This window comes from Pararhizobium sp. P1_E7 (genome assembly GCF_056405855.1).
The window spans coordinates 1-19,104 of sequence record NZ_JBFUBH010000014.1; the positions used below are offsets into that span (position 1 = coordinate 1).

Here is a 19,104-nt window from a genome sequence, read left to right on the forward strand (position 1 = left end):
GATGAAAGACCTGAATGATGAAAGACCTGAATAGACATTGGAGCAGGCCATCGCCGGCATTGACGCGAGGCTGGACGCCGGGCCATGGTCGGCTATGCCGTTTCGTTTTGTCCATACCGCCGACCTTCATCTCGATTCACCCTTGCGTAGTCTTGCGTTGAAAAATCCGGACCTCGCCGAGCTGGTGCGCGGCGCGACCCGGACGGCGCTCGCAAGGATCGTCGATCTGTGCCTGCAAGAGGGCGTCGATGCCCTGCTGATTGCGGGTGATCTCTATGACGGCTCGCAGACATCGATGAACACGGCACTTTATCTGGCGAGCGAATTGCGCCGGCTGGAGGCCGCCGGAATCCGGGTGTTCCTCATTCGCGGCAATCACGACTCACAATCGGCGATGACGCGTGAGCTGACATTCCCCGCCAATGTGCATGTGTTTACCGGGCGTGCGAAGCCGGTGCTTGCCAAGTCTCTTGGCGATGGACGGGAAGTCCATATCCACGGCATCAGCTTTGCCAATCCGCATGCGCCCGACAGCCTGTTGCCATCCTTCCAGCCACCCATTGCCGATGCTGTCAATATCGGCATGCTGCATACCAGTCTGGCCGGCACGCCTGGCCACGATCCCTATGCGCCGACGAGTGTCGCCGAACTTGCGCGGCACGGTTTTGACTATTGGGCGCTTGGTCATGTCCATATGCGCCAGGTTCACTCCGAGAGCCCGTTGATCGTCATGCCGGGCATGCCGCAGGGGCGCGACATCAACGAGGCAGGGCCAAAGACGGTGACGCTGGTCACTGTCGGCGACGATGGTGTGTTGGAACACCGGGAGCATCATATCGGACAGGCGGTGTTCGAGCGAGTTGTCATCGATCTGAGCGGTGCACAGGACTGGCGCCAGATGCTGGAGAAGGTAGGCGAAGCCCTGTCATCGCTGCGAAATAACGCCGGCGCCGACCATCTCATTCTCAGGATCTCGCTGACAGGCACGACGTCGCTTGCCTGGAAGCTCAGGCGTGACCCCGATTTCCTCTCCGCCGAAATCACCAATCTCGCCGCCGGTCTCAGCGGTTGCTGGGTCGAGAAGATCGATATCGATTGCCGGAGCATGGAGGCGGGGGCATCTCAGGCGGGGCCCGATCCTGTGGAGGAACTCGCCGGCCTGATCCGCACCGACGTGTTGGCTTCGCACGCCTTTCGCCAGGAAGCGGGAGCGGTGCTCGATGAGCTATTGCTGCAGTTGCCGCGCGAATTGCGCGAAAGCCTGGCCGTCGATGAAGACGCTGCCGGGCGTTTTGCCGAGGCCATGGCGCTCGCCGGCAGCGATGACGTCCTTGCCTATCTGCATGGCGGTGATGCGGAGGCGGATCGCTGATGCGCCTCAACCGTCTCGATCTCGTTCGCTATGGTAAATTCACCGGACGCAGCCTGGACTTTGGCGAGGCCCGTGTCGGCAGTCCGGATTTTCACCTCGTCTACGGTCCGAACGAAGCGGGCAAGTCGACGCTGTTTTCCGCGTTCCTCGACCTTTTGTTCGGGATTGAGCGGCTGAGCGGCTACGGCTTCCTGCATCCCTACGCGACGATGCGCGTCGGTGGTGTCATCGAGACCGGCGGCAAGGTGCATGCCGTCTCCCGCGTGAAGCGCAACCAGAATTCGCTTTTGGATGGCGCTGATCAGGCCTTGCCGGACAATCTGTTTTCGGCGGCGCTCGGTTCGATCGACCGGGCGACCTACCAGATGATGTTTTCGCTCGACGACGACAGCATCGAAAAGGGCGGCGAAAGCATCCTGAAGAGCGAAGGCGAACTCGGTGCTCTGCTGTTTTCGGCCAGCTCCGGTCTGCCGGACAGCAGCGCCATCCTGTCCGGCCTGAAGGCGCAGGCGGACGCCTTTTACAAGCCGCAGGGCCGCAAGCACAAGCTGGCGGAGTTGAAAGCGGACCTTGAGGCGCTGAAGGACGAAAAGGCCGCCATTGATATCAATGCCCGCGAATTTGCTGGTTTGCGCAAGGTGCGTGACGCAGCTGCCGAGCGGCATGAGGTTGCCGTGAAGGCGCGGGCGGAACTGCGCGTTTGCCTCGACCACGCCCGCGACCGCATCGAGGCGCTACCGCTTCTGGCGCGGCTGCGCGGTTTACGCTCCGAACTTGCCGCCTTCGCCGACCTGCCGGAGCCGCCGGCCGCCTGGCATGTGCTTTTGCCGCAATTGCAGCGCGAGGAAACCGAGATCGATGCCCGGCTGACGCAGCTGGAAGGCGATATCGACCGGAGAGCCGCCGAGATCGCTGCCATCGAGCGGGATATCGCCGTGCTGGCGCTTGCCGGCGATATCCGCGATCTGGAGAGTTCCGGTCTGGAGGCCCGCCACCGGACAGCCGCAAGCGATATGCCCAATCGCCTCGACGAGCGTGCCAAGATCGTCGCCGACATTGCCGTCCGTATAGGCCGCCTTGACCGGGCCGATATGCCTGACGCCGCGGCGCTCATTCTGCCGGCTGCCTTAACCGGCCGGCTGCAGGATCTGGCGCAAAAACATGCCGCGCTCAGCGAACGGCTGGACGCAGCCCTGCGGGAAAAAAACCATGCCGAGGCGGAAAATGCGGAGGCTGTGAGGGTACAAGCGGCACTGCTCGCTACTGAAGGCTCGGCACGCGCCGGCGATCCGGCACCGCTGGTTGATCTGCTGCGAACGCTGCGCCAGAATGATTGCCTGCTACGCCAACAGACGGCAAACCGGCAAATTGCCGCGCTGGACGACGTTCTGGCCGACAAGCTTGCTACGCTTTCGCCCGCGCAGCTCGATGCGGACAGCCTGGCAGCCGTTTGCATCCCCGACGAAACCGATATTGCCGAGTGGACGGCGCGGCGATCGGCGCTCACCGAACAGCTGAAGCGGCTCGATGACAGGATCGCCGAAGAGACGGCGCTGACGGCTGCYGACGGGGCGAGGCTTCAGGAATTGACGCGAACGGGGGGCTTTGCTGCCGACGATGCCGCATTGGCGTTGCGGCAGGAGCGCGATCGTGCCTGGCAGGCGCATGCGCAGCAGCTGGATGGCGACAGCGCCCAGGTTTTTGAAGCCGTGCTGCGGAAAGACGACGAGGCGACGGCGCTCAGGCTGGCCCGATCGCAGGATCTTGCACAGGCAAGGGGGCTTTCGCTGTCCGTCGCCGAACGCAACGGCAAGCTTTCGGCCTTTCGCCAGCAGCATGAGGCAACCCATGCGGCGATTGCCGCGCTGCGGTGGGAGATTTCGACTGCAGCCGTTGCTTGCGGGTTGCCTGAGGATACCAAGCTGAACCAGTTGGTGGTGTGGCTTGGGCGCCGGGTGGCTGCCCTTGAGGTGCGCAACCAGCTTCGCGCGGCACGCCAGGATGCGCAGCTTGCGGCGGCGGACGAAAACAAGGCGATGGAACGCCTGAAACAGGCGTTGGAAGACCAAGGCGTGACGAAGGACATGCCGGCGCGGCTGGAAGACGCCATCGTCCTGGCCGAGCGCATTGTCAACGATCTCCAATCAGCCCACCGAACCCATGTTACGGCGGCGCAAGCTGTGGAACGGGCCGAGGCGGCTCTGCGCACGCGCACGGCCGCATGGACGTCGGCCGGCTCGGACATGGCTGAGTGGACTGCGCGCTGGCAGGAGACCATCGGGGCGACATGGCTGGCTGAGGCCGCGACGCCCTTGTCGCCGCAGGAAATCGCTCCTGTTCTGATCATTCTTCAGGATCTGGACAAGCTGATCCAGAAAAAGGCGGACCTCGACCATCGAATCGATGGCATGCGCAAGGACCAGTTGGCCTTCGCGGCTATCGTTGGCTCACTCGCCGAGCGCCTTGGCATGGCGACACCGGACGAACCGCTCGCAACGGTTCAGGCCATTCGTGACAGGTTGGCGGGCGCCGAACGGCAGGAAGCGCTTTTCCGGCGTTTTACCGGCGAAAATGACGCGCGCAACGCAGAACTCCGGACTTTGGTAGAAGCGCGGGAACGCCACGACGCACAGAAGCGCGGCATGCTTGATCTGTTCGAAAGCGGCTCGCTGCTGGAGGTTGGAGCCCATCTGGAAACGGTCAAGGCGCGGCAGCGCCTGCGCGAGCGGATAGCCGAGGCGGAAACCGATCTGGCGGCCAGGCTCGCCGTTAGCCGTGCGGACGAGGCGGAAATGCTGTTGAGTGCCGTCGATGCCGACGGGCTGCGGCTTGAAATGGCGGCCCTGCAGTCCCGGCTTGAACAAGCCGACCGGGACGGGGCCGAATTGCATGCCGAGCGGCGTGATGCCGAAAAGGCGCTGGCCGCCATCGGCGGCGGCGATGCGGCTGCGCATATCGACGAAAAGCGCCGCACGGTGCTTGCGGAGATCGAGGAGCGGGCGACCGCCTATCTGCGGCTGCGCATGGGCATTCTTGCCGGTGAAACGGCGCTCAGACTCTATCGCGAGCGGCATCGCAGCGCCATGATGCGCCGGGCGTCAGTGGCCTTCAGCGTCATCAGCGGCGGCGATTATGAGGGGCTGACGACACAGGCCGAAAAGGGTGAGGAGTTCCTGATCGCCAATGCTGCCGGTGGCGGCTCGAAACTGGCGCGGGACCTGTCCAAGGGGACCCGATTCCAGCTCTACCTGGCGCTGCGCATGGCGGGTTATCACGAGATCGCCGCAACGCGCGAATCGCTGCCCTTCATCGCCGACGATATCATGGAAACCTTCGACGACGGACGTGCCGGGCATGCGTTTTCCCTGATGGCCGATATGGCCGGGGTGGGTCAGGTGATCTATCTGACCCATCATCAGCATCTCTGCGACATCGCCCGCGAGGCTTGCCCGGACGTGACGATCCATACGCTGTGATCGAAGGGACGGCCGGGCTTGCCTGAGCCCGGTCCGAAAGGGCCCAAGCAGCGGCGGCAGGGGAGACATTGGGCTGGAAAGCGCTATGTTCCATTATTCAACTGTAACCGCTGCGTTGGCGGCAAACACCAGGAGCCATCGTCATGGAAATCAAAGCCTGTGGATCACGGCCGTCGGTTCGCCCGCCTGCAGACTATTTTACCGGCAGCGTTCGGCAGGACCCGATACACGACGCGCCGGAGCCGGCCCGGATCCGTTGCGTTTCGGTCACTTTCGAGGCGGGCGCCCGCACGGCCTGGCACACCCATCCGCTCGGCCAGACCCTGATCGTCACCTCAGGCAGCGGCCTTGCCCAGGCCTGGGGCGAACCGGTTCGCGAAATCAGGGCAGGGGATACTGTCTGGTTCCCGCCGGGCGAAAAACACTGGCACGGTGCCTCGGCCACAACCGGCATGACCCATATCGCCATTCAGGAAGCACTTGACGGCAAGGCGGTCGACTGGCTGGAACTTGTGAGCGACGACCAATATCAATCGAAATGATGCGTCCCGCCAGGTGCCGCCGACGTCCGGGCCGATGATAGTTGCTGTTTGCGCGTTGCAATAGCCGGGTGAACACAGCTATCTGAAGGCAAAAGGTTTCGCGTCTCGGCGGCATTTGCCCGCAGACTGCCGCTTAAGGATTCGCCGATGTACAATTTTCATGTTGGGCAGAAGGTCGTCTGCATCGATGACAAGTTCAAGAACGTCTCGATCGATCAGGGCATCCGCAAGGGGCAGATCTACACCATTCGTTGGGTCGGCCCCTACAAGCACTATATCGACGGTGAGTTCATCGGCGTGAAACTGGCGGAAATCCACCGGGGAAATGACGATGGCCCGGAAGGCTATGGCGCAGCCGACATGCCCTATCGCGCGACGCGCTTTCGCCCGTTGTTGAAAGACCGGCTGTCGGCGCTGAAGAACCTTTTGGCACCGACGCCGAAAGGCGAAAAGCCCTATATGCCGGACGCCCCGGAAGAGCCCAAGCGCAAGGCGCCGGTTCGGAAAAAGGAAGAGGTCTAGCCGACTCCAGCGCCGCGAGTCGGCCATGACGCGCAGGTCGCTGTAGCACTTAGATTTTGCTGCGTGAAACCGTCCGCTGACGCGGGCGCGTTCAATTCGGATCGACGATCTGTTCCCTGCGCACCAGCCGCAACGAGCGGTCCGGCTGGATGATATAGGTTTCCTCGGCCGGATGACCGTATTCGTCATTCAACTGGTGGTGAACGACGCTGCCGGCGGGGGCCTTGGTCAGTTTGGTCGCCGGTTGGCCACCATAGGTGATGCTGCCAGGGATGGGGGCTATTTCCGGCATCGCGGTACAGGCGGCAAGACCTGCGGCAAGCGTTGCAGCCAGAATTGCTTTCCTCATGTGATATTTCCCTTTCACCGCCCGGATCGCCAGTCCCGATACTCCGTTCCAAGGAGCTGGATCGGCTCGCATTTTCGTTCGCAAACACATGGCAACGCCTTTGCCATATAGCAAGAGGCGTCAACGCGGCTGCTTGAGAAAGCGTTCAAAAATGAAGATTTCTGAGATCGTGGGAATCTTTATGCGGCGGGTTACTAACCCGCAAACCATAGTTGTATGGAATCGCCGCTGCAAGTATTTTAGCCGCTGTTCCACCGGAGTTTCCGCTAGAATCGATTGAGCATACATGGCGACTGGCAAAGAGTATTTCATAGGCGAAGAACGCTTTACCCCATCGCAATTTCGGCGCTTATCCCGCGCTCGCAAAGTCGAAGCGATGGTTCAGTGGTTTTACTCGAATTATCAAGATCCTGTTCACGAAACCTCTTACAATGGCCGTGAAGGTGGATACCTGTGGAATCACGGTGGCCCTTATGACGCCGACGAAGAGCTTCAAGATGAGTTCTCCGATCTAGCGGACTTCGAAGTGATCCAAGACGCTGTGTCTGAAGCAACTAGCGACGGCATCTATGAGTGGGCGCCCATTCGCAGCGACCACGATGATTATACCGACGACGACTATGATCGGGATTTACGCCTTCGCGAAGGCGAGCCTGATGACGGCATATACTCTATCAATGAGCCGTTGCCGGATATCTCGGATTTAGTTGAGGATGAAGATGAGGAGGAGGCAAATCGATTTCCTGAGTTGCCGCCGAGCCAAGCCTATCCAACGGATGAGAATGACCGCATTCTTACCGACGAGCGCGGTCGTGGCTTAATCGTGGACGCGCCGACACCATCGGGCGTAATTGGCGGTGGCTCGCTAAATGAATATGTCATAAATGGCCCGGCATATCTCGGGGCAGCCTTCGCCGGATCATCATTCGCAACTGGCGATAGTCTGCCAAGTCAGGCTGCAATTGAAGCCCTCCGCCTAGAAATGCTCGACCGCCTTGATCAGTTGGAAGTGATCATACGGCAGAATCAAAATGTCGCGCCGAACAGGGGACATAACCATCCACCGGAATTGCTTGAGATTGAGCGCCCTGTCACTCAAGAGCAGTTTCAGCAGGTCGTTGCCGCGATTGAAGAGGTAAGACAGGAAGGCGAAAGCCCCGCGCCCGACGTTGCTAACGTCGAAGCACAGATATCCATCTTTAGAAGAATTGCGAAGGTGTTGGCCGTGACGGTGCTTGGGGCAGGGTTTTTTGTGATGACGGAAATCGCCAGCCTTGAGATAGGACTGGCTCACACTCAGCATCGGCAGGCGGTCATTGACGCTCTCGTGAAGGCGTCTGATTCAGCTTTGGCGTGGGTGCAAAGCTTATCGCCGATGTTCTGATCTCACCAGCTACACAAGGGACATACACAAGGCTGCTACACAGTGGTGCGATTGGCGTCTGATAAGCATTTGAAAAAATGGTGGGCGATGAGAGACTCGAACTCCCGACATCCTCGGTGTAAACGAGGCGCTCTACCAACTGAGCTAATCGCCCTTCGCGAAGCAGAAGCAGTGTCTGCCGCGTCGGTGGCCGTGATCTATGCGTATCGGCGGAAAACCGCAAGAGCGGAATGGACGATTTTTTCGATTTTTTTTCAAACTCCCATGTTCGCTGGCTGTCGCCTGATAAATCGGATGTGGAAAACCGGCAGGCCTATGATGAGCTGCAACGGGGAGGGCTGTCGGGGCAGATTATGATGCAAGGGGAAGCGCTTGTCCGATGTTCCGGAATATTTGCAGGTGCTTTTTCGGACCTGTGGAAACAATTCGATGGCTGTCACTGTTTTGTCTCCAAACCTGCTTGACACCCAAAGACGAACCTCGTAGTTAGCCGCTCATCGAAACGGCCTAGCCGCTTCGAGCGGATGCAAAAGCATCCGGACGACTTGAAATGAAATGCGCGGGTGTAGCTCAGTTGGTTAGAGTGCCGGCCTGTCACGCCGGAGGTCGCGGGTTCGAGCCCCGTCACTCGCGCCATTTCAAGAATAGCAGATTCTGCTTATGTCCGGGGGTTTTGTACTATAATGCGCGGGTGTAGCTCAGTTGGTTAGAGTGCCGGCCTGTCACGCCGGAGGTCGCGGGTTCGAGCCCCGTCACTCGCGCCATTTTCCGCTAAGATTTCAAATGCAAGTGTGATTTGAAAGCCGGCGGGACCTTTGGTCCCGGTCGGTTCTTGCCGTCTGGTGAAATGTGCCTCCGGTTGAATTATCCGAGCAGTGTCTGGCGCTTCACAACGGAAGCGGCCTTTGGTCATGCTGAGAATCGGTCCCCCTCCGCACAGTGCACCCGGGACATCTCAAGAGCCTTTCGTATTGGGCGATCCGCCGCGGACTTTCGGGCAAATGCGAGGCGGCAACATCGCTACCCATGCAAAACGCGGATGGGGGCCATGCAGTCCTGTTGCAGCTCCCTCCGGCTGGCGGCCTGCGCCTCCGCCACCCCATCCCGGGATTTTTCATTCCGATTTCAATCGATTTTAGCAAGCGCGACCATATGTCCCCGGCGCTGCCGCGAAAAGGCTTGGCGGCCGGCCTTGCACGGCCCGGTCGGGATTTCGCGGTATTTACGCCTGCTTACCTAAGATCCAAGCTTTTGGGCGGTCTTCATTCCGGACACACAAGGGGGTGAAAACCGTTCTGAAGGCTTGCACAGCGGCGCTGGCTGCGCTAACCACTTTGGCGTTGCAACATATTTTTCGGCCTGTGAGCCTTTGTTTTGCGCTTCTCCAGCGCGCCTCGCAGGCAGGGACGGATACAATGACAGACCTTCTCGGCTCCTATATTCCGATTGCGATTTTCATCGGTATTTCGCTGGTTATCGGGCTGGCGCTGCTGATCGCGCCGTTCGCAGTCGCTTACAAGGCGCCTGACGATGAAAAACTTTCGGCCTATGAGTGCGGCTTCAACGCATTCGATGACGCCCGCATGAAATTCGACATTCGATTCTACCTCGTGTCGATTCTCTTCATCATCTTCGATCTCGAAGTGGCATTCCTGTTTCCCTGGGCCGTATCGTTCAAGGACATGGGCTGGCTCGGCTTCTGGTCGATGATGTCGTTCCTCGGCGTGCTGACCATCGGCTTTATCTATGAATGGAAGAAGGGAGCGCTGGAATGGAACTGACATCCAGCACGACGCTCGTTGCGCCAAAGCCTAAGGGGATCGTCGATCCCTCGACCGGCAAGCTGATCGGCAGCAATGACAAATATTTCGGCGAGATCAACAACGAGCTCGCCGACAAGGGTTTTCTGGTCACCTCGACGGATGAGCTGATCAACTGGGCCCGTACTGGCTCGCTGATGTGGATGACCTTCGGTCTGGCCTGCTGCGCCGTCGAGATGATGCAGATGTCGATGCCGCGTTACGACGCCGAGCGTTTCGGCTTTGCGCCGCGCGCCTCACCGCGCCAGTCCGACGTCATGATCGTCGCCGGCACGCTGACCAACAAGATGGCGCCGGCGCTGCGCAAGGTCTACGACCAGATGCCCGAGCCGCGCTACGTCATTTCGATGGGCTCCTGCGCCAATGGCGGTGGCTACTATCACTATTCCTATTCGGTGGTGCGCGGTTGTGACCGCGTCGTACCGGTCGATATCTATGTGCCGGGCTGTCCTCCCACGGCAGAGGCTCTCCTTTACGGGGTGCTGCTGCTGCAGAAGAAGATCCGCCGCACAGGCACGATCGAACGGTAAGGGCAGGGGACTTGAACATGAGTGAAGCCCTGAACGGACTTGCTACCTATATCCGCGAAACGCGCGGCGCCTTGATTTCGGATGCCGTCATCAGCTTTGGCGAGCTGACGCTGACGTCGACATCGGACAATCTGATCGCGCTCTTGACGTTCCTGCGGGATGATCCCCGCTGCGGCTTCGTCAATTTCACGGATATTTGCGGCGTCGACTGGCCGCAGCGTCCCGATCGTTTCGATGTCGTCTATCATATGCTGTCGCCGAAGCAGAATCTGCGCATCCGTGTGAAGGTCGCAACCGGCGAAGATCAGCCGGTGCCGTCGGCTTGCGCCGTCTATCCGGGCGCCGACTGGTTCGAGCGGGAAGCCTATGACATGTACGGCATTCTCTTCACAGGCCATCCGGACCTGCGCCGCATCCTCACCGACTACGGCTTCGAGGGCTATCCGCTGCGCAAGGACTTCCCGACGACCGGTTTCGTTGAAGTGCGCTATGACGACGAAGCCAAGCGGGTTGTCTATGAGCCGGTCGAATTGAAGCAAGAATTCCGCAACTTTGACTTCATGTCGCCTTGGGAAGGGACGGACTACGTTCTGCCCGGTGACGAAAAAGCAAACGCGAAGTGACAAGGAAGGCCGGCGGCCCCGCAAGAGCGAGGGCCTATCCGGCTTGGAGCAAGCGGCATGAATGAACATAACGTCCGTAATTTTAATATCAATTTCGGACCGCAGCATCCGGCGGCGCACGGCGTGTTGCGCCTCGTGCTGGAGCTCGATGGCGAAATCGTCGAGCGTGTCGATCCGCATATCGGCCTGCTGCACCGCGGCACCGAGAAGCTGATCGAAACCAAGACCTACCTGCAGGCCGTGCCCTATTTCGATCGGCTCGACTATGTCGCGCCGATGAACCAGGAACATGCGTATGCATTGGCGGTCGAGAAGCTGACGGGAACGGAAGTGCCGATCCGCGGCCAGTTGATCCGCGTTCTCTACTCGGAAATCGGCCGCATCCTGTCGCACCTCTTGAACGTCACGACGCAGGCCATGGACGTCGGCGCGCTGACGCCGCCGCTCTGGGGCTTCGAAGAGCGCGAAAAGCTGATGGTGTTTTATGAGCGGGCCTGTGGCGCGCGCATGCACTCGGCCTATTTCCGTCCGGGCGGTGTTCATCAGGACCTGCCGCACGAACTGGTCGAAGACATCGGCAAGTGGATCGATCCGTTCCTGAAGACCGTCGACGATATCGACGAATTGCTCACCGGCAACCGCATCTTCAAGCAGCGCAACGTCGATATCGGCGTCGTGACGCTGGATGATGCCTGGGCCTGGGGCTTTTCCGGCGTCATGGTGCGCGGTTCGGGCGCTGCCTGGGATCTGCGCAAGTCGCAGCCCTATGAATGCTATGCCGACATGGATTTCGACATCCCGATCGGCAAGAACGGCGACTGCTTCGACCGTTACCTGATCCGCATGATCGAAATGCGTGAATCGGCCAAGATCATGCGCCAGTGCGTCAATCGCCTGCTGGGCGACGCCAAGGTCGGCCCGGTCTCCTCGCTCGACGGCAAGATCGTGCCGCCGAAGCGCGGCGAGATGAAGCGCTCGATGGAAGCCCTGATCCACCACTTCAAGCTCTATACCGAAGGCTATCACGTGCCGGAGGGCGAGGTTTACGCTGCCGTTGAAGCCCCGAAGGGCGAATTCGGCGTCTATCTCGTCTCCGACGGCACCAACAAGCCGTATCGCTGCAAGATCCGCGCTCCGGGCTACGCCCATCTTCAGGCCATGGATTATATCTGTCGCGGGCACCAGCTGGCGGACGTCTCGGCCATTCTCGGATCGCTCGATATCGTGTTCGGCGAGGTTGATCGTTGATGCGCAGGGTGGTCCTGACATTTTTGGCATCGATGCTTGTTGCGGGTCCTGCCTTTGCGCAGGAAACCGCGCCCAAGTCCGATGAGCCGGCGATGAGCGGTTCGTCGGGCAGCGGTATGGGCAGGCTTCTGAGCCAGGGCTATGAGATCAGGGCCGCAGTGCCGAACGGCACGCGCTACATCGTATTTTTGCAAAAAGACCAGTCAGCCTATGCCTGCGAATTCGTCACCCTGACGGCCTCGCGGTGCGGTTCGATTAACTGATAAGGTGCGGGAAGAATGTCCGTTCGTCGACTAGCCGAAGAAAATGTCCAGCCAGCGGCCTTTGCGTTCAGCAAGGAAAACGCCGTATGGGCCAAGGCCACGATCAAGAAATACCCGAAGGGCCGCGAGCAATCGGCGGTCATTCCGCTGTTGATGCGGGCGCAGGAGCAGGATGGCTGGGTGACCAAGGCGGCGATCGAAAGCATCGCCGACATGCTGACCATGCCCTATATCCGCGTGCTCGAAGTTGCGACCTTCTACACCCAGTTTCAGTTGAAACCGGTCGGTACACGCGCCCATGTTCAGGTGTGCGGCACGACCCCTTGCATGCTGCGCGGCTCGGAAGACCTGATCAACCTGTGCAAGAAGCGCATTCACCCCAACCCGCTGACGCCGAACGAAGCCGGCACTTTGTCCTGGGAAGAGGTCGAATGTCAGGGCACCTGCGTCAACGCACCGATGGTGATGATCTTCAAGGATACCTATGAAGACCTGACTGTTCCGCAGCTGGAATACATCATCGACCGTTTCGACGCAGGCAAGGGCGCCGACGTCAAGCCGGGCCCGCAGATCGACCGTATCTTCTCGGCACCCGTCGGCGGACCGACCACCTTGCTGACCCCGGAAAAGAAGCCGGCAGCACCGCGCGCCAAGAAGGTGAGCGATGCCGAAGTCCACGCGGACGCCAAGCCCGCTGCCGCTGCTGCAAAGCCGTCGCTGGAGGACAAGAACCGCCCCGCCGGCATCGCAAAGCCGGATGCTCCGGATGACCTGACGCTGATCTCCGGCGTTGGCCCGAAGATCGAAGGCACCCTCCACGAACTCGGCATCTTCACCTTCGCGCAAGTCGCTGGCTGGAAGAAGGCTGAGCGCGAATGGGTGGACGGCTATCTGAATTTCAAGGGCCGCATCGAACGCGACGATTGGGTCAAGCAAGCCAAGGCGCTGGCCAAGGGCGGCGAAGCCGAATACATCAAAGTTTTCGGCAAGAAGCCGCGATAAGTTAGGTGAACCATGCTCGACGATAAAGATCGCATTTTTACCAATATCTACGGCATCCATGACAAGTCGCTCAAGGGCGCCATAAGCCGTGGCCACTGGGATGGCACCAAGCAGATCCTGGAAAAGGGCCGTGACTGGATCATCAACGAGATGAAGGCTTCCGGCCTTCGTGGCCGTGGTGGTGCTGGCTTCCCGACAGGCCTGAAGTGGTCCTTCATGCCGAAGGAAAGCGACGGCCGGCCGCATTATCTCGTCGTCAATGCCGACGAATCCGAGCCCGGTACCTGCAAGGACCGCGACATCATGCGCCACGATCCGCATACGCTGATCGAAGGTTGCCTGATCGCCAGCTTCGCCATGGGCGCGCATGTCGCCTACATTTATGTCCGCGGCGAATATATCCGCGAGCGCGAGGCGCTGCAGGCGGCGATCGACGAATGCTATGATGCCGGCCTTCTCGGCATCAACAACAAGCATGGCTGGGATATGGACATCTACGTCCATCACGGCGCCGGCGCCTATATCTGCGGCGAGGAAACAGCACTTCTCGAAAGCCTTGAGGGCAAGAAGGGCCAGCCGCGGCTTAAACCGCCGTTCCCGGCCAATATGGGCCTCTACGGCTGCCCGACGACGGTCAACAACGTCGAATCGATCGCCGTTGCCCCGACCATCCTGCGCCGTGGCGCTTCCTGGTTCTCGGCGATCGGCCGCCCGAACAATGTCGGCACCAAGCTGTTCATGGTCTCCGGCCACGTCAACAAGCCATGCACGTTCGAAGACGCGATGGGCGTCCCGTTCCGCGAGATGATCGAGCGTCATTGCGGCGGCATCCGCGGCGGCTGGGACAATCTTCTGGCTGTCATCCCTGGTGGTTCGTCCTGTCCGGTGGTCAAGGCCGAGGACATTATCGACGCGCCAATGGATTTCGACGGGATGCGCGACGTCAAGTCGTCGTTCGGCACCGCCGCCGTCATCGTCATGGATCGCTCCACCGACATCATCAAGGCCATCTGGCGGCTGGCTGCCTTCTACAAGCACGAGAGCTGCGGCCAGTGCACGCCGTGCCGTGAAGGCACCGGCTGGATGATGCGCGTCATGGAACGCATGGTTCAGGGCCGCGCCCAGAAGCGCGAAATCGACATGCTGTTCGATGTCACCAAGCAGGTCGAAGGCCACACCATCTGCGCGCTCGGCGACGCGGCCGCATGGCCGATCCAGGGCCTGATCCGCAATTTCCGTCCGGAGATGGAAAAGCGCATCGATGAATACACGCGGAATTCGACATCGCATGGGGCGGTGCTGCAAGCGGCGGAGTAAGCGATATGAACAGGCCGGAACAGGAAGCAGACAAGGGTACACGGGCAGGATCTGCCGGTCCTTCCATCGGCTTCCAGGCCGGTAGAAACGACCCGTTCGGCATGACCGAGTGGCTGAAGGACATGCCGAAGGTGCCGCTGCATCCGTTGATGCAGCATCCGGCGGCGGCGATGGCGGCAGCAACCGCGATCGGTCTTAGTGTCACCAGCCATATCGCCGGCTTCATGTTTGGGGCGATGCAGGGAATGGCCGGGACGGCGCAGAAGACCGGCGCCGTAGCGGACGAAAAGCCCGCGCCGGGGCCTGCCGAACCGGTGGTCACCACTGCCAAGGCGGCGGATGCCGCGTCGGTGACAGAGAGTGCCAGGCCTGTAAAGGTAGAAGCGGTCAAGGCTGCCCCGGCTGCGACTAAACCGGTGAAGTCTGCGCCTGTGAAGACAGCGCCAGTCAAGGCTGTGGCGGTAGTGGCTGCCGCGGCAATGGCTGAAAAGCCGAAGCGGCAGAAGGCGGCGGCCAGCGTTGTCCAGACGCAGGCGGACGATCTGAAGCGGATTTCGGGCATCGGTCCGAAGCTGGAGCAGGTTTTGAATGGAATGGGCGTGCGGCGTTATGCTGATGTCGCTTTGTGGAGCGATAAGGACGTGCAGCGCATCGACGACCAGCTGGGTTTTGGCGGTCGCATCGCGCGGGACGGCTGGGTCGAGCAGGCAAAGGCCCTGATGAAGGGCTGAGCCAGGGGTGAGATTGAGTTTCGAGCGGGGGCCGGTGGTTTTCGTTCAACAGGTTAGCGTGCCTTTATAATATCTGTTCGCCGCTTTGGCTGGCGAATGAACGACAGGATTGAGTGCGAAGATGGCAAAGCTGAAAGTCGACGGAAAAGAGATCGAGGTCCCGGATCATTTCACGCTGCTGCAGGCGTGCGAAGAGGCCGGCGCCGAGGTTCCGCGCTTCTGTTTCCATGAGCGGCTGTCGGTCGCCGGAAACTGCCGCATGTGTCTGATCGAGGTGAAGGGCGGGCCGCCGAAACCGGCAGCCTCCTGCGCCATGGGCGTGCGCGACCTGCGTCCCGGCCCGAATGGCGAAGCGCCGGAAGTCTTCACGACCACCCCGATGGTCAAGAAGGCCCGCGAGGGCGTGATGGAATTCCTTTTGATCAACCATCCGCTTGATTGCCCGATCTGCGACCAGGGCGGCGAATGCGATCTGCAGGACCAGGCGATGGCCTTCGGCGTCGATTCGACCCGCTACAACGAAAACAAGCGCGCTGTCGAAGACAAGTACATCGGCCCGCTGGTCAAGACCGTGATGAACCGCTGCATTCACTGCACGCGCTGCGTGCGCTTCACCACCGAAGTCGCCGGCATTGCCGAACTCGGCCTGATCGGCCGCGGCGAGGATGCCGAGATCACCACCTATCTCGAACAGGCGATGACGTCGGAGCTTCAGGGCAATGTCGTCGATCTCTGCCCGGTCGGTGCTTTGACCTCGAAGCCCTACGCCTTCAACGCCCGTCCGTGGGAACTCGGCAAGACCGAATCGATTGACGTCATGGACGCTGTCGGCTCGGCCATCCGCGTCGATACGCGTGGCCGCGAAGTGATGCGCGTCATGCCGCGCGTTAACGAAGAGATCAACGAAGAGTGGATTTCCGACAAGACCCGCTTCATCTGGGATGGCCTGAAGACCCAGCGCCTCGACCGCCCCTACGTGAAGAAGGACGGCCGCCTGCAGCCCGCTACCTGGAACGAGGCCTTTGCCGCGATCAAGGCAGCTGTCTCAAAGACCAGCGGCGACAGGATCGGCGCGATTGCCGGCGATCTCGCTTCCGTCGAGGAAATGTTTGCGCTGAAGGAGCTGATCTCCTCGCTCGGCTCGAAGAACATCGACTGCCGCCAGGATGGCGCAGCGCTCGATCCCTCGTTCGGCCGTGCAAGCTATCTCTTCAACCCGACGATCCAGGGCATCGAAAGCGCTGACGCACTTTTGATCATCGGATCGAACCCGCGCTTTGAAGCCTCAGTACTCAACGCCCGCATCCGCAAGCGGTTCCGGATGGCCAATTTCCCGATCGGCGTGATCGGCGAACAGGCCGAGCTGCGCTATTCCTATGACTATCTCGGTGCAGGCACGGACACGCTGGCCGAACTGGTCGCAGGCAAGGGCAAGTTCCTCAGCGTCCTGAAAAAGGCACAGCGCCCGATGATCATCGTTGGCCAGGGCGCGATCTCCGGCGGCAATGGCGCTTCGGTTCTGACTGCTGCCGCCAAGCTCGCAGGCGCCGTCGGTGCGGTGACTGCGGACTGGAACGGTTTTGCCGTTCTTCATACCGCCGCTTCCCGCGTCGGTGGTCTCGATCTCGGCTTTGTGCCGGGTGAGGGGGGCAAGACTGCTGCCGAGATGCTGACTGCAACCGACGTCCTGTTCCTGCTTGGCGCCGACGAAATGGATTTCTCCGCCAAGACCGCCGGCTTCACCGTCTATATCGGCTCGCATGGCGACGAAGGTGCTCATGGCGCCGACGTCATTCTGCCGGGCGCGACCTATACCGAAAAGTCCGGCATCTGGGTCAACACCGAAGGCCGTGTCCAGATGGGTAACCGCGCCGGCTTCGCACCGGGCGACGCCCGCGAGGACTGGGCGATCCTGCGTGCGCTGTCCGACGTGCTCGGCAAGAAGCTGCCGTTTGATTCGCTTGCCGAATTGCGCGGCAAGCTTTATGCGGCGCATCCGCATTTCGCCGCGATCGACATGATCGCATCCGGCGCTAGCGGTGAAATTGCCGCACTGGCACAAAAAGCCGGTGAGATGGGCAAATCGGCGTTTGCGTCTCCGGTCAAAGACTTCTATTTGACGAACCCGATAGCACGCGCGTCCGCCGTCATGGCCGAATGTTCGGCTTTGGCACGCAACAATTTCAAAGCTGCGGCGGAATGAGCGCGAGGGAATAAGACAAAATGGACGCTTTCATTTCGACCTATGTCTGGCCAACGGCCATCATGATCGGCCAGTCGCTGCTGCTTCTGGTCGCGCTTTTGATCTTCATCGCCTACATCCTGCTGGCCGACCGCAAGATCTGGGCAGCGGTGCAGATGCGCCGTGGACCGAATGTGGTAGGCCCGTGGGGACTTTTCCAGTCCTTCGCCGATCTTTTGAAGTTCGTCTTCAAGGAGCCGGTTATCCCGGCCGGTTCGAACAAGATCCTGTTCCTGCTGGCGCCGCTCGTTTCCGTGACGCTGGCCTTGGCGGCATGGGCCGTTATCCCGCTCAATGCGAACTGGGTGATGGCCAATATCAATGTCGGCATCCTCTATGTGTTCGCCATTTCCTCGCTTGAGGTTTACGGCGTCATCATCGGCGGCTGGGCATCGAACTCCAAGTACCCCTTCCTCTCGGCCCTGCGTTCGGCGGCCCAGATGGTCTCTTATGAAGTCTCGATCGGCTTCGTCATCGTCACGGTGCTGCTCTGCGCCGGTTCGCTGAACCTGACGGATATCGTCGATTCGCAGCGTGATGGCCTGGGCACCATGATGGGCCTGCCGGGCTCGTTCCTCGACTGGTACTGGCTGCCGCTGTTTCCGATGTTCATCGTCTTCTTCATCTCGGCGCTGGCTGAAACCAACCGTCCGCCCTTCGACCTGGTCGAAGCCGAATCGGAACTGGTCGCCGGTTTCATGGTCGAATACGGCTCGACCCCGTACATGATGTTCATGCTCGGCGAATATGCCGCCATCTGCCTGATGTGCGCGCTGACGACGATCCTGTTCCTCGGCGGCTGGCTGCCCCCGGTCGACGTCTGGTTCCTCAACTGGGTTCCCGGCATCATCTGGTTCATCCTGAAGGCCTCGATGGTGTTCTTCATGTTCGCCATGGTGAAGGCTTTCGTGCCGCGCTATCGCTATGACCAGCTGATGCGTCTCGGCTGGAAGGTCTTCCTTCCGCTGTCGCTCGCCATGGTCTTCATCGTTGCAGTCGTGCTGAAACTGGTGGTGTGGGCCTGATGTTTTCTCCCCGTTTCGCAAAATCAGCCGGCGCCTCCCTGGCCGGCACGTTTGGAGGTTGATGATGGCAAGTCTGTCGCAAGCCGTCAGTTCGCTGTTCCTCAAGGAATTCGTTGGCGCGTTCTTCCTGTCGATGCGCTATTTCTTCGCACCGAAGTCGACGCTGAACTACCCGTTCGAAAAAGGGCCGGTCAGCCCGCGCTTCCGTGGCGAGCATGCGCTGCGCCGTTATCCGAACGGGGAAGAACGCTGCATTGCCTGCAAGCTGTGCGAAGCAATCTGTCCTGCCCAGGCGATCACCATTGAAGCTGGCCCGCGCCGCAACGATGGCACGCGCCGCACGGTCCGTTACGACATCGACATGGTGAAGTGCATCTATTGCGGTTTCTGCCAGGAAGCCTGTCCGGTAGACGCGATCGTCGAAGGTCCGAACTTCGAGTTCGCCACCGAGACGCGCGAAGAACTCTACTATGACAAGGACCGGCTGCTTTCCAACGGCGACCGCTGGGAACGCGAAATTGCCCGCAACATCGCAATGGACTCGCCTTACCGCTGAGACCGCTGCAACCGGACTGCGCCCGCCACTCAAGGCGGGCGTCAATCAGATTTAGGGCGTTGGCCGGGCTATCCGGTGCGCCAGTGGGAAGGATGACCAGCC

At 60.5% G+C, this 19,104-nt stretch carries 18 protein-coding genes and 3 tRNA genes; 19 read left to right on the forward strand and 2 right to left on the reverse strand.

The annotated features are described in order from the left end of the window. Window positions 1-94: 94 nt before the first annotated feature. The 4 genes from AC1D17_RS15375 (at window position 95) to AC1D17_RS15390 (ending at window position 5,912) form a co-directional block, all read left to right on the forward strand. The gene (locus AC1D17_RS15375) at window positions 95-1,372 is read left to right on the forward strand and encodes a metallophosphoesterase family protein (RefSeq protein ID WP_477566329.1); all 1,278 of its coding nucleotides are present in this window, start codon (window positions 95-97) and stop codon (window positions 1,370-1,372) included. Next, a complete protein-coding gene (locus AC1D17_RS15380) occupies window positions 1,372-4,848 on the forward strand; it encodes an ATP-binding protein (protein ID WP_477566259.1) in 3,477 nt (1,158 codons plus the stop codon). Before AC1D17_RS15375 ends, AC1D17_RS15380 begins: the two co-directional genes overlap by 1 nt. Before the next feature lie 143 nt (window positions 4,849-4,991). Beyond that, window positions 4,992-5,390 carry a (R)-mandelonitrile lyase gene (locus AC1D17_RS15385; RefSeq protein WP_477566260.1) on the forward strand — a complete coding sequence of 133 codons (399 nt, stop codon included), beginning with the start codon at window positions 4,992-4,994 and terminating at the stop codon, window positions 5,388-5,390. 147 nt (window positions 5,391-5,537) lie between these two features. Beyond that, entirely contained in the window at window positions 5,538-5,912 is a 375-nt protein-coding gene (locus AC1D17_RS15390; protein WP_477566261.1) for a CAP-Gly domain protein, read from the forward strand. Between the two features lie 91 nt (window positions 5,913-6,003). Here the strand turns inward: AC1D17_RS15390 and AC1D17_RS15395 are convergent, their stop codons facing one another. Then, a complete protein-coding gene (locus tag AC1D17_RS15395; protein WP_477566262.1) occupies window positions 6,004-6,261 on the reverse strand; it encodes a hypothetical protein in 258 nt (85 codons plus the stop codon). A gap of 286 nt (window positions 6,262-6,547) precedes the next feature. Between AC1D17_RS15395 and AC1D17_RS15400 the strand changes: the two genes are divergently transcribed. Continuing rightward, a complete protein-coding gene (locus AC1D17_RS15400) occupies window positions 6,548-7,645 on the forward strand; it encodes a hypothetical protein (RefSeq protein WP_477566263.1) in 1,098 nt (365 codons plus the stop codon). Between the two features lie 78 nt (window positions 7,646-7,723). Here AC1D17_RS15400 and AC1D17_RS15405 read toward each other — a convergent pair. After that, window positions 7,724-7,799: transfer RNA gene (locus AC1D17_RS15405), tRNA-Val, on the reverse strand. Between the two features lie 76 nt (window positions 7,800-7,875). On the opposite strand from AC1D17_RS15405, the gene AC1D17_RS15410 reads away from it, so the two are divergent. The 14 genes from AC1D17_RS15410 (at window position 7,876) to nuoI (ending at window position 19,002) form a co-directional block, all read left to right on the forward strand. Beyond that, window positions 7,876-8,109 carry a hypothetical protein gene (locus AC1D17_RS15410; RefSeq protein WP_477566264.1) on the forward strand — a complete coding sequence of 78 codons (234 nt, stop codon included), beginning with the start codon at window positions 7,876-7,878 and terminating at the stop codon, window positions 8,107-8,109. 95 nt (window positions 8,110-8,204) lie between these two features. Further along, window positions 8,205-8,281: transfer RNA gene (locus AC1D17_RS15415), tRNA-Asp, on the forward strand. A 51-nt stretch (window positions 8,282-8,332) separates the two neighbouring features. Continuing rightward, window positions 8,333-8,409: transfer RNA gene (locus tag AC1D17_RS15420), tRNA-Asp, on the forward strand. A 651-nt stretch (window positions 8,410-9,060) separates the two neighbouring features. Beyond that, window positions 9,061-9,426, forward strand: a complete 366-nt coding sequence (locus AC1D17_RS15425) for an NADH-quinone oxidoreductase subunit A (RefSeq protein ID WP_264219203.1) — start codon at window positions 9,061-9,063, stop codon at window positions 9,424-9,426. After that, a complete protein-coding gene (locus tag AC1D17_RS15430) occupies window positions 9,417-9,995 on the forward strand; it encodes a NuoB/complex I 20 kDa subunit family protein (RefSeq protein WP_264219202.1) in 579 nt (192 codons plus the stop codon). The genes AC1D17_RS15425 and AC1D17_RS15430 overlap by 10 nt, the downstream gene beginning before the upstream one ends. A 17-nt stretch (window positions 9,996-10,012) precedes the next feature. Further along, window positions 10,013-10,618, forward strand: a complete 606-nt coding sequence (locus tag AC1D17_RS15435) for an NADH-quinone oxidoreductase subunit C (RefSeq protein ID WP_477566265.1) — start codon at window positions 10,013-10,015, stop codon at window positions 10,616-10,618. 57 nt (window positions 10,619-10,675) lie between these two features. After that, the gene (locus AC1D17_RS15440) at window positions 10,676-11,866 is read left to right on the forward strand and encodes an NADH-quinone oxidoreductase subunit D (protein ID WP_477566266.1); all 1,191 of its coding nucleotides are present in this window, start codon (window positions 10,676-10,678) and stop codon (window positions 11,864-11,866) included. After that, window positions 11,866-12,129, forward strand: coding sequence for a hypothetical protein (locus AC1D17_RS15445; protein WP_477566267.1), 264 nt, complete (start codon window positions 11,866-11,868; stop codon window positions 12,127-12,129). Before AC1D17_RS15440 ends, AC1D17_RS15445 begins: the two co-directional genes overlap by 1 nt. 15 nt (window positions 12,130-12,144) lie before the next feature. Then, window positions 12,145-13,131, forward strand: coding sequence for an NADH-quinone oxidoreductase subunit NuoE (gene nuoE, locus AC1D17_RS15450; protein ID WP_477566268.1), 987 nt, complete (start codon window positions 12,145-12,147; stop codon window positions 13,129-13,131). Window positions 13,132-13,143: 12 nt separating this feature from the next. Continuing rightward, entirely contained in the window at window positions 13,144-14,448 is a 1,305-nt protein-coding gene (gene nuoF / locus AC1D17_RS15455; protein ID WP_477566269.1) for an NADH-quinone oxidoreductase subunit NuoF, read from the forward strand. A 5-nt stretch (window positions 14,449-14,453) separates the two neighbouring features. Beyond that, complete coding sequence (locus AC1D17_RS15460; RefSeq protein WP_477566270.1) at window positions 14,454-15,179, forward strand: hypothetical protein; 726 nt, start codon at window positions 14,454-14,456, stop codon at window positions 15,177-15,179. Window positions 15,180-15,300: 121 nt separating this feature from the next. Then, window positions 15,301-17,382 (forward strand): NADH-quinone oxidoreductase subunit NuoG, encoded by a 2,082-nt coding sequence (nuoG, locus tag AC1D17_RS15465; protein ID WP_477566271.1) that lies wholly within the window; start codon window positions 15,301-15,303, stop codon window positions 17,380-17,382. 20 nt (window positions 17,383-17,402) lie between these two features. Beyond that, window positions 17,403-18,446, forward strand: a complete 1,044-nt coding sequence (gene nuoH / locus AC1D17_RS15470; RefSeq protein ID WP_477566272.1) for an NADH-quinone oxidoreductase subunit NuoH — start codon at window positions 17,403-17,405, stop codon at window positions 18,444-18,446. Window positions 18,447-18,510: 64 nt separating this feature from the next. Beyond that, window positions 18,511-19,002: an NADH-quinone oxidoreductase subunit NuoI gene (gene nuoI, locus AC1D17_RS15475; RefSeq protein WP_264219570.1), complete on the forward strand. Its 492-nt coding sequence runs from the start codon at window positions 18,511-18,513 to the stop codon at window positions 19,000-19,002. Window positions 19,003-19,104: the final 102 nt, after the last annotated feature.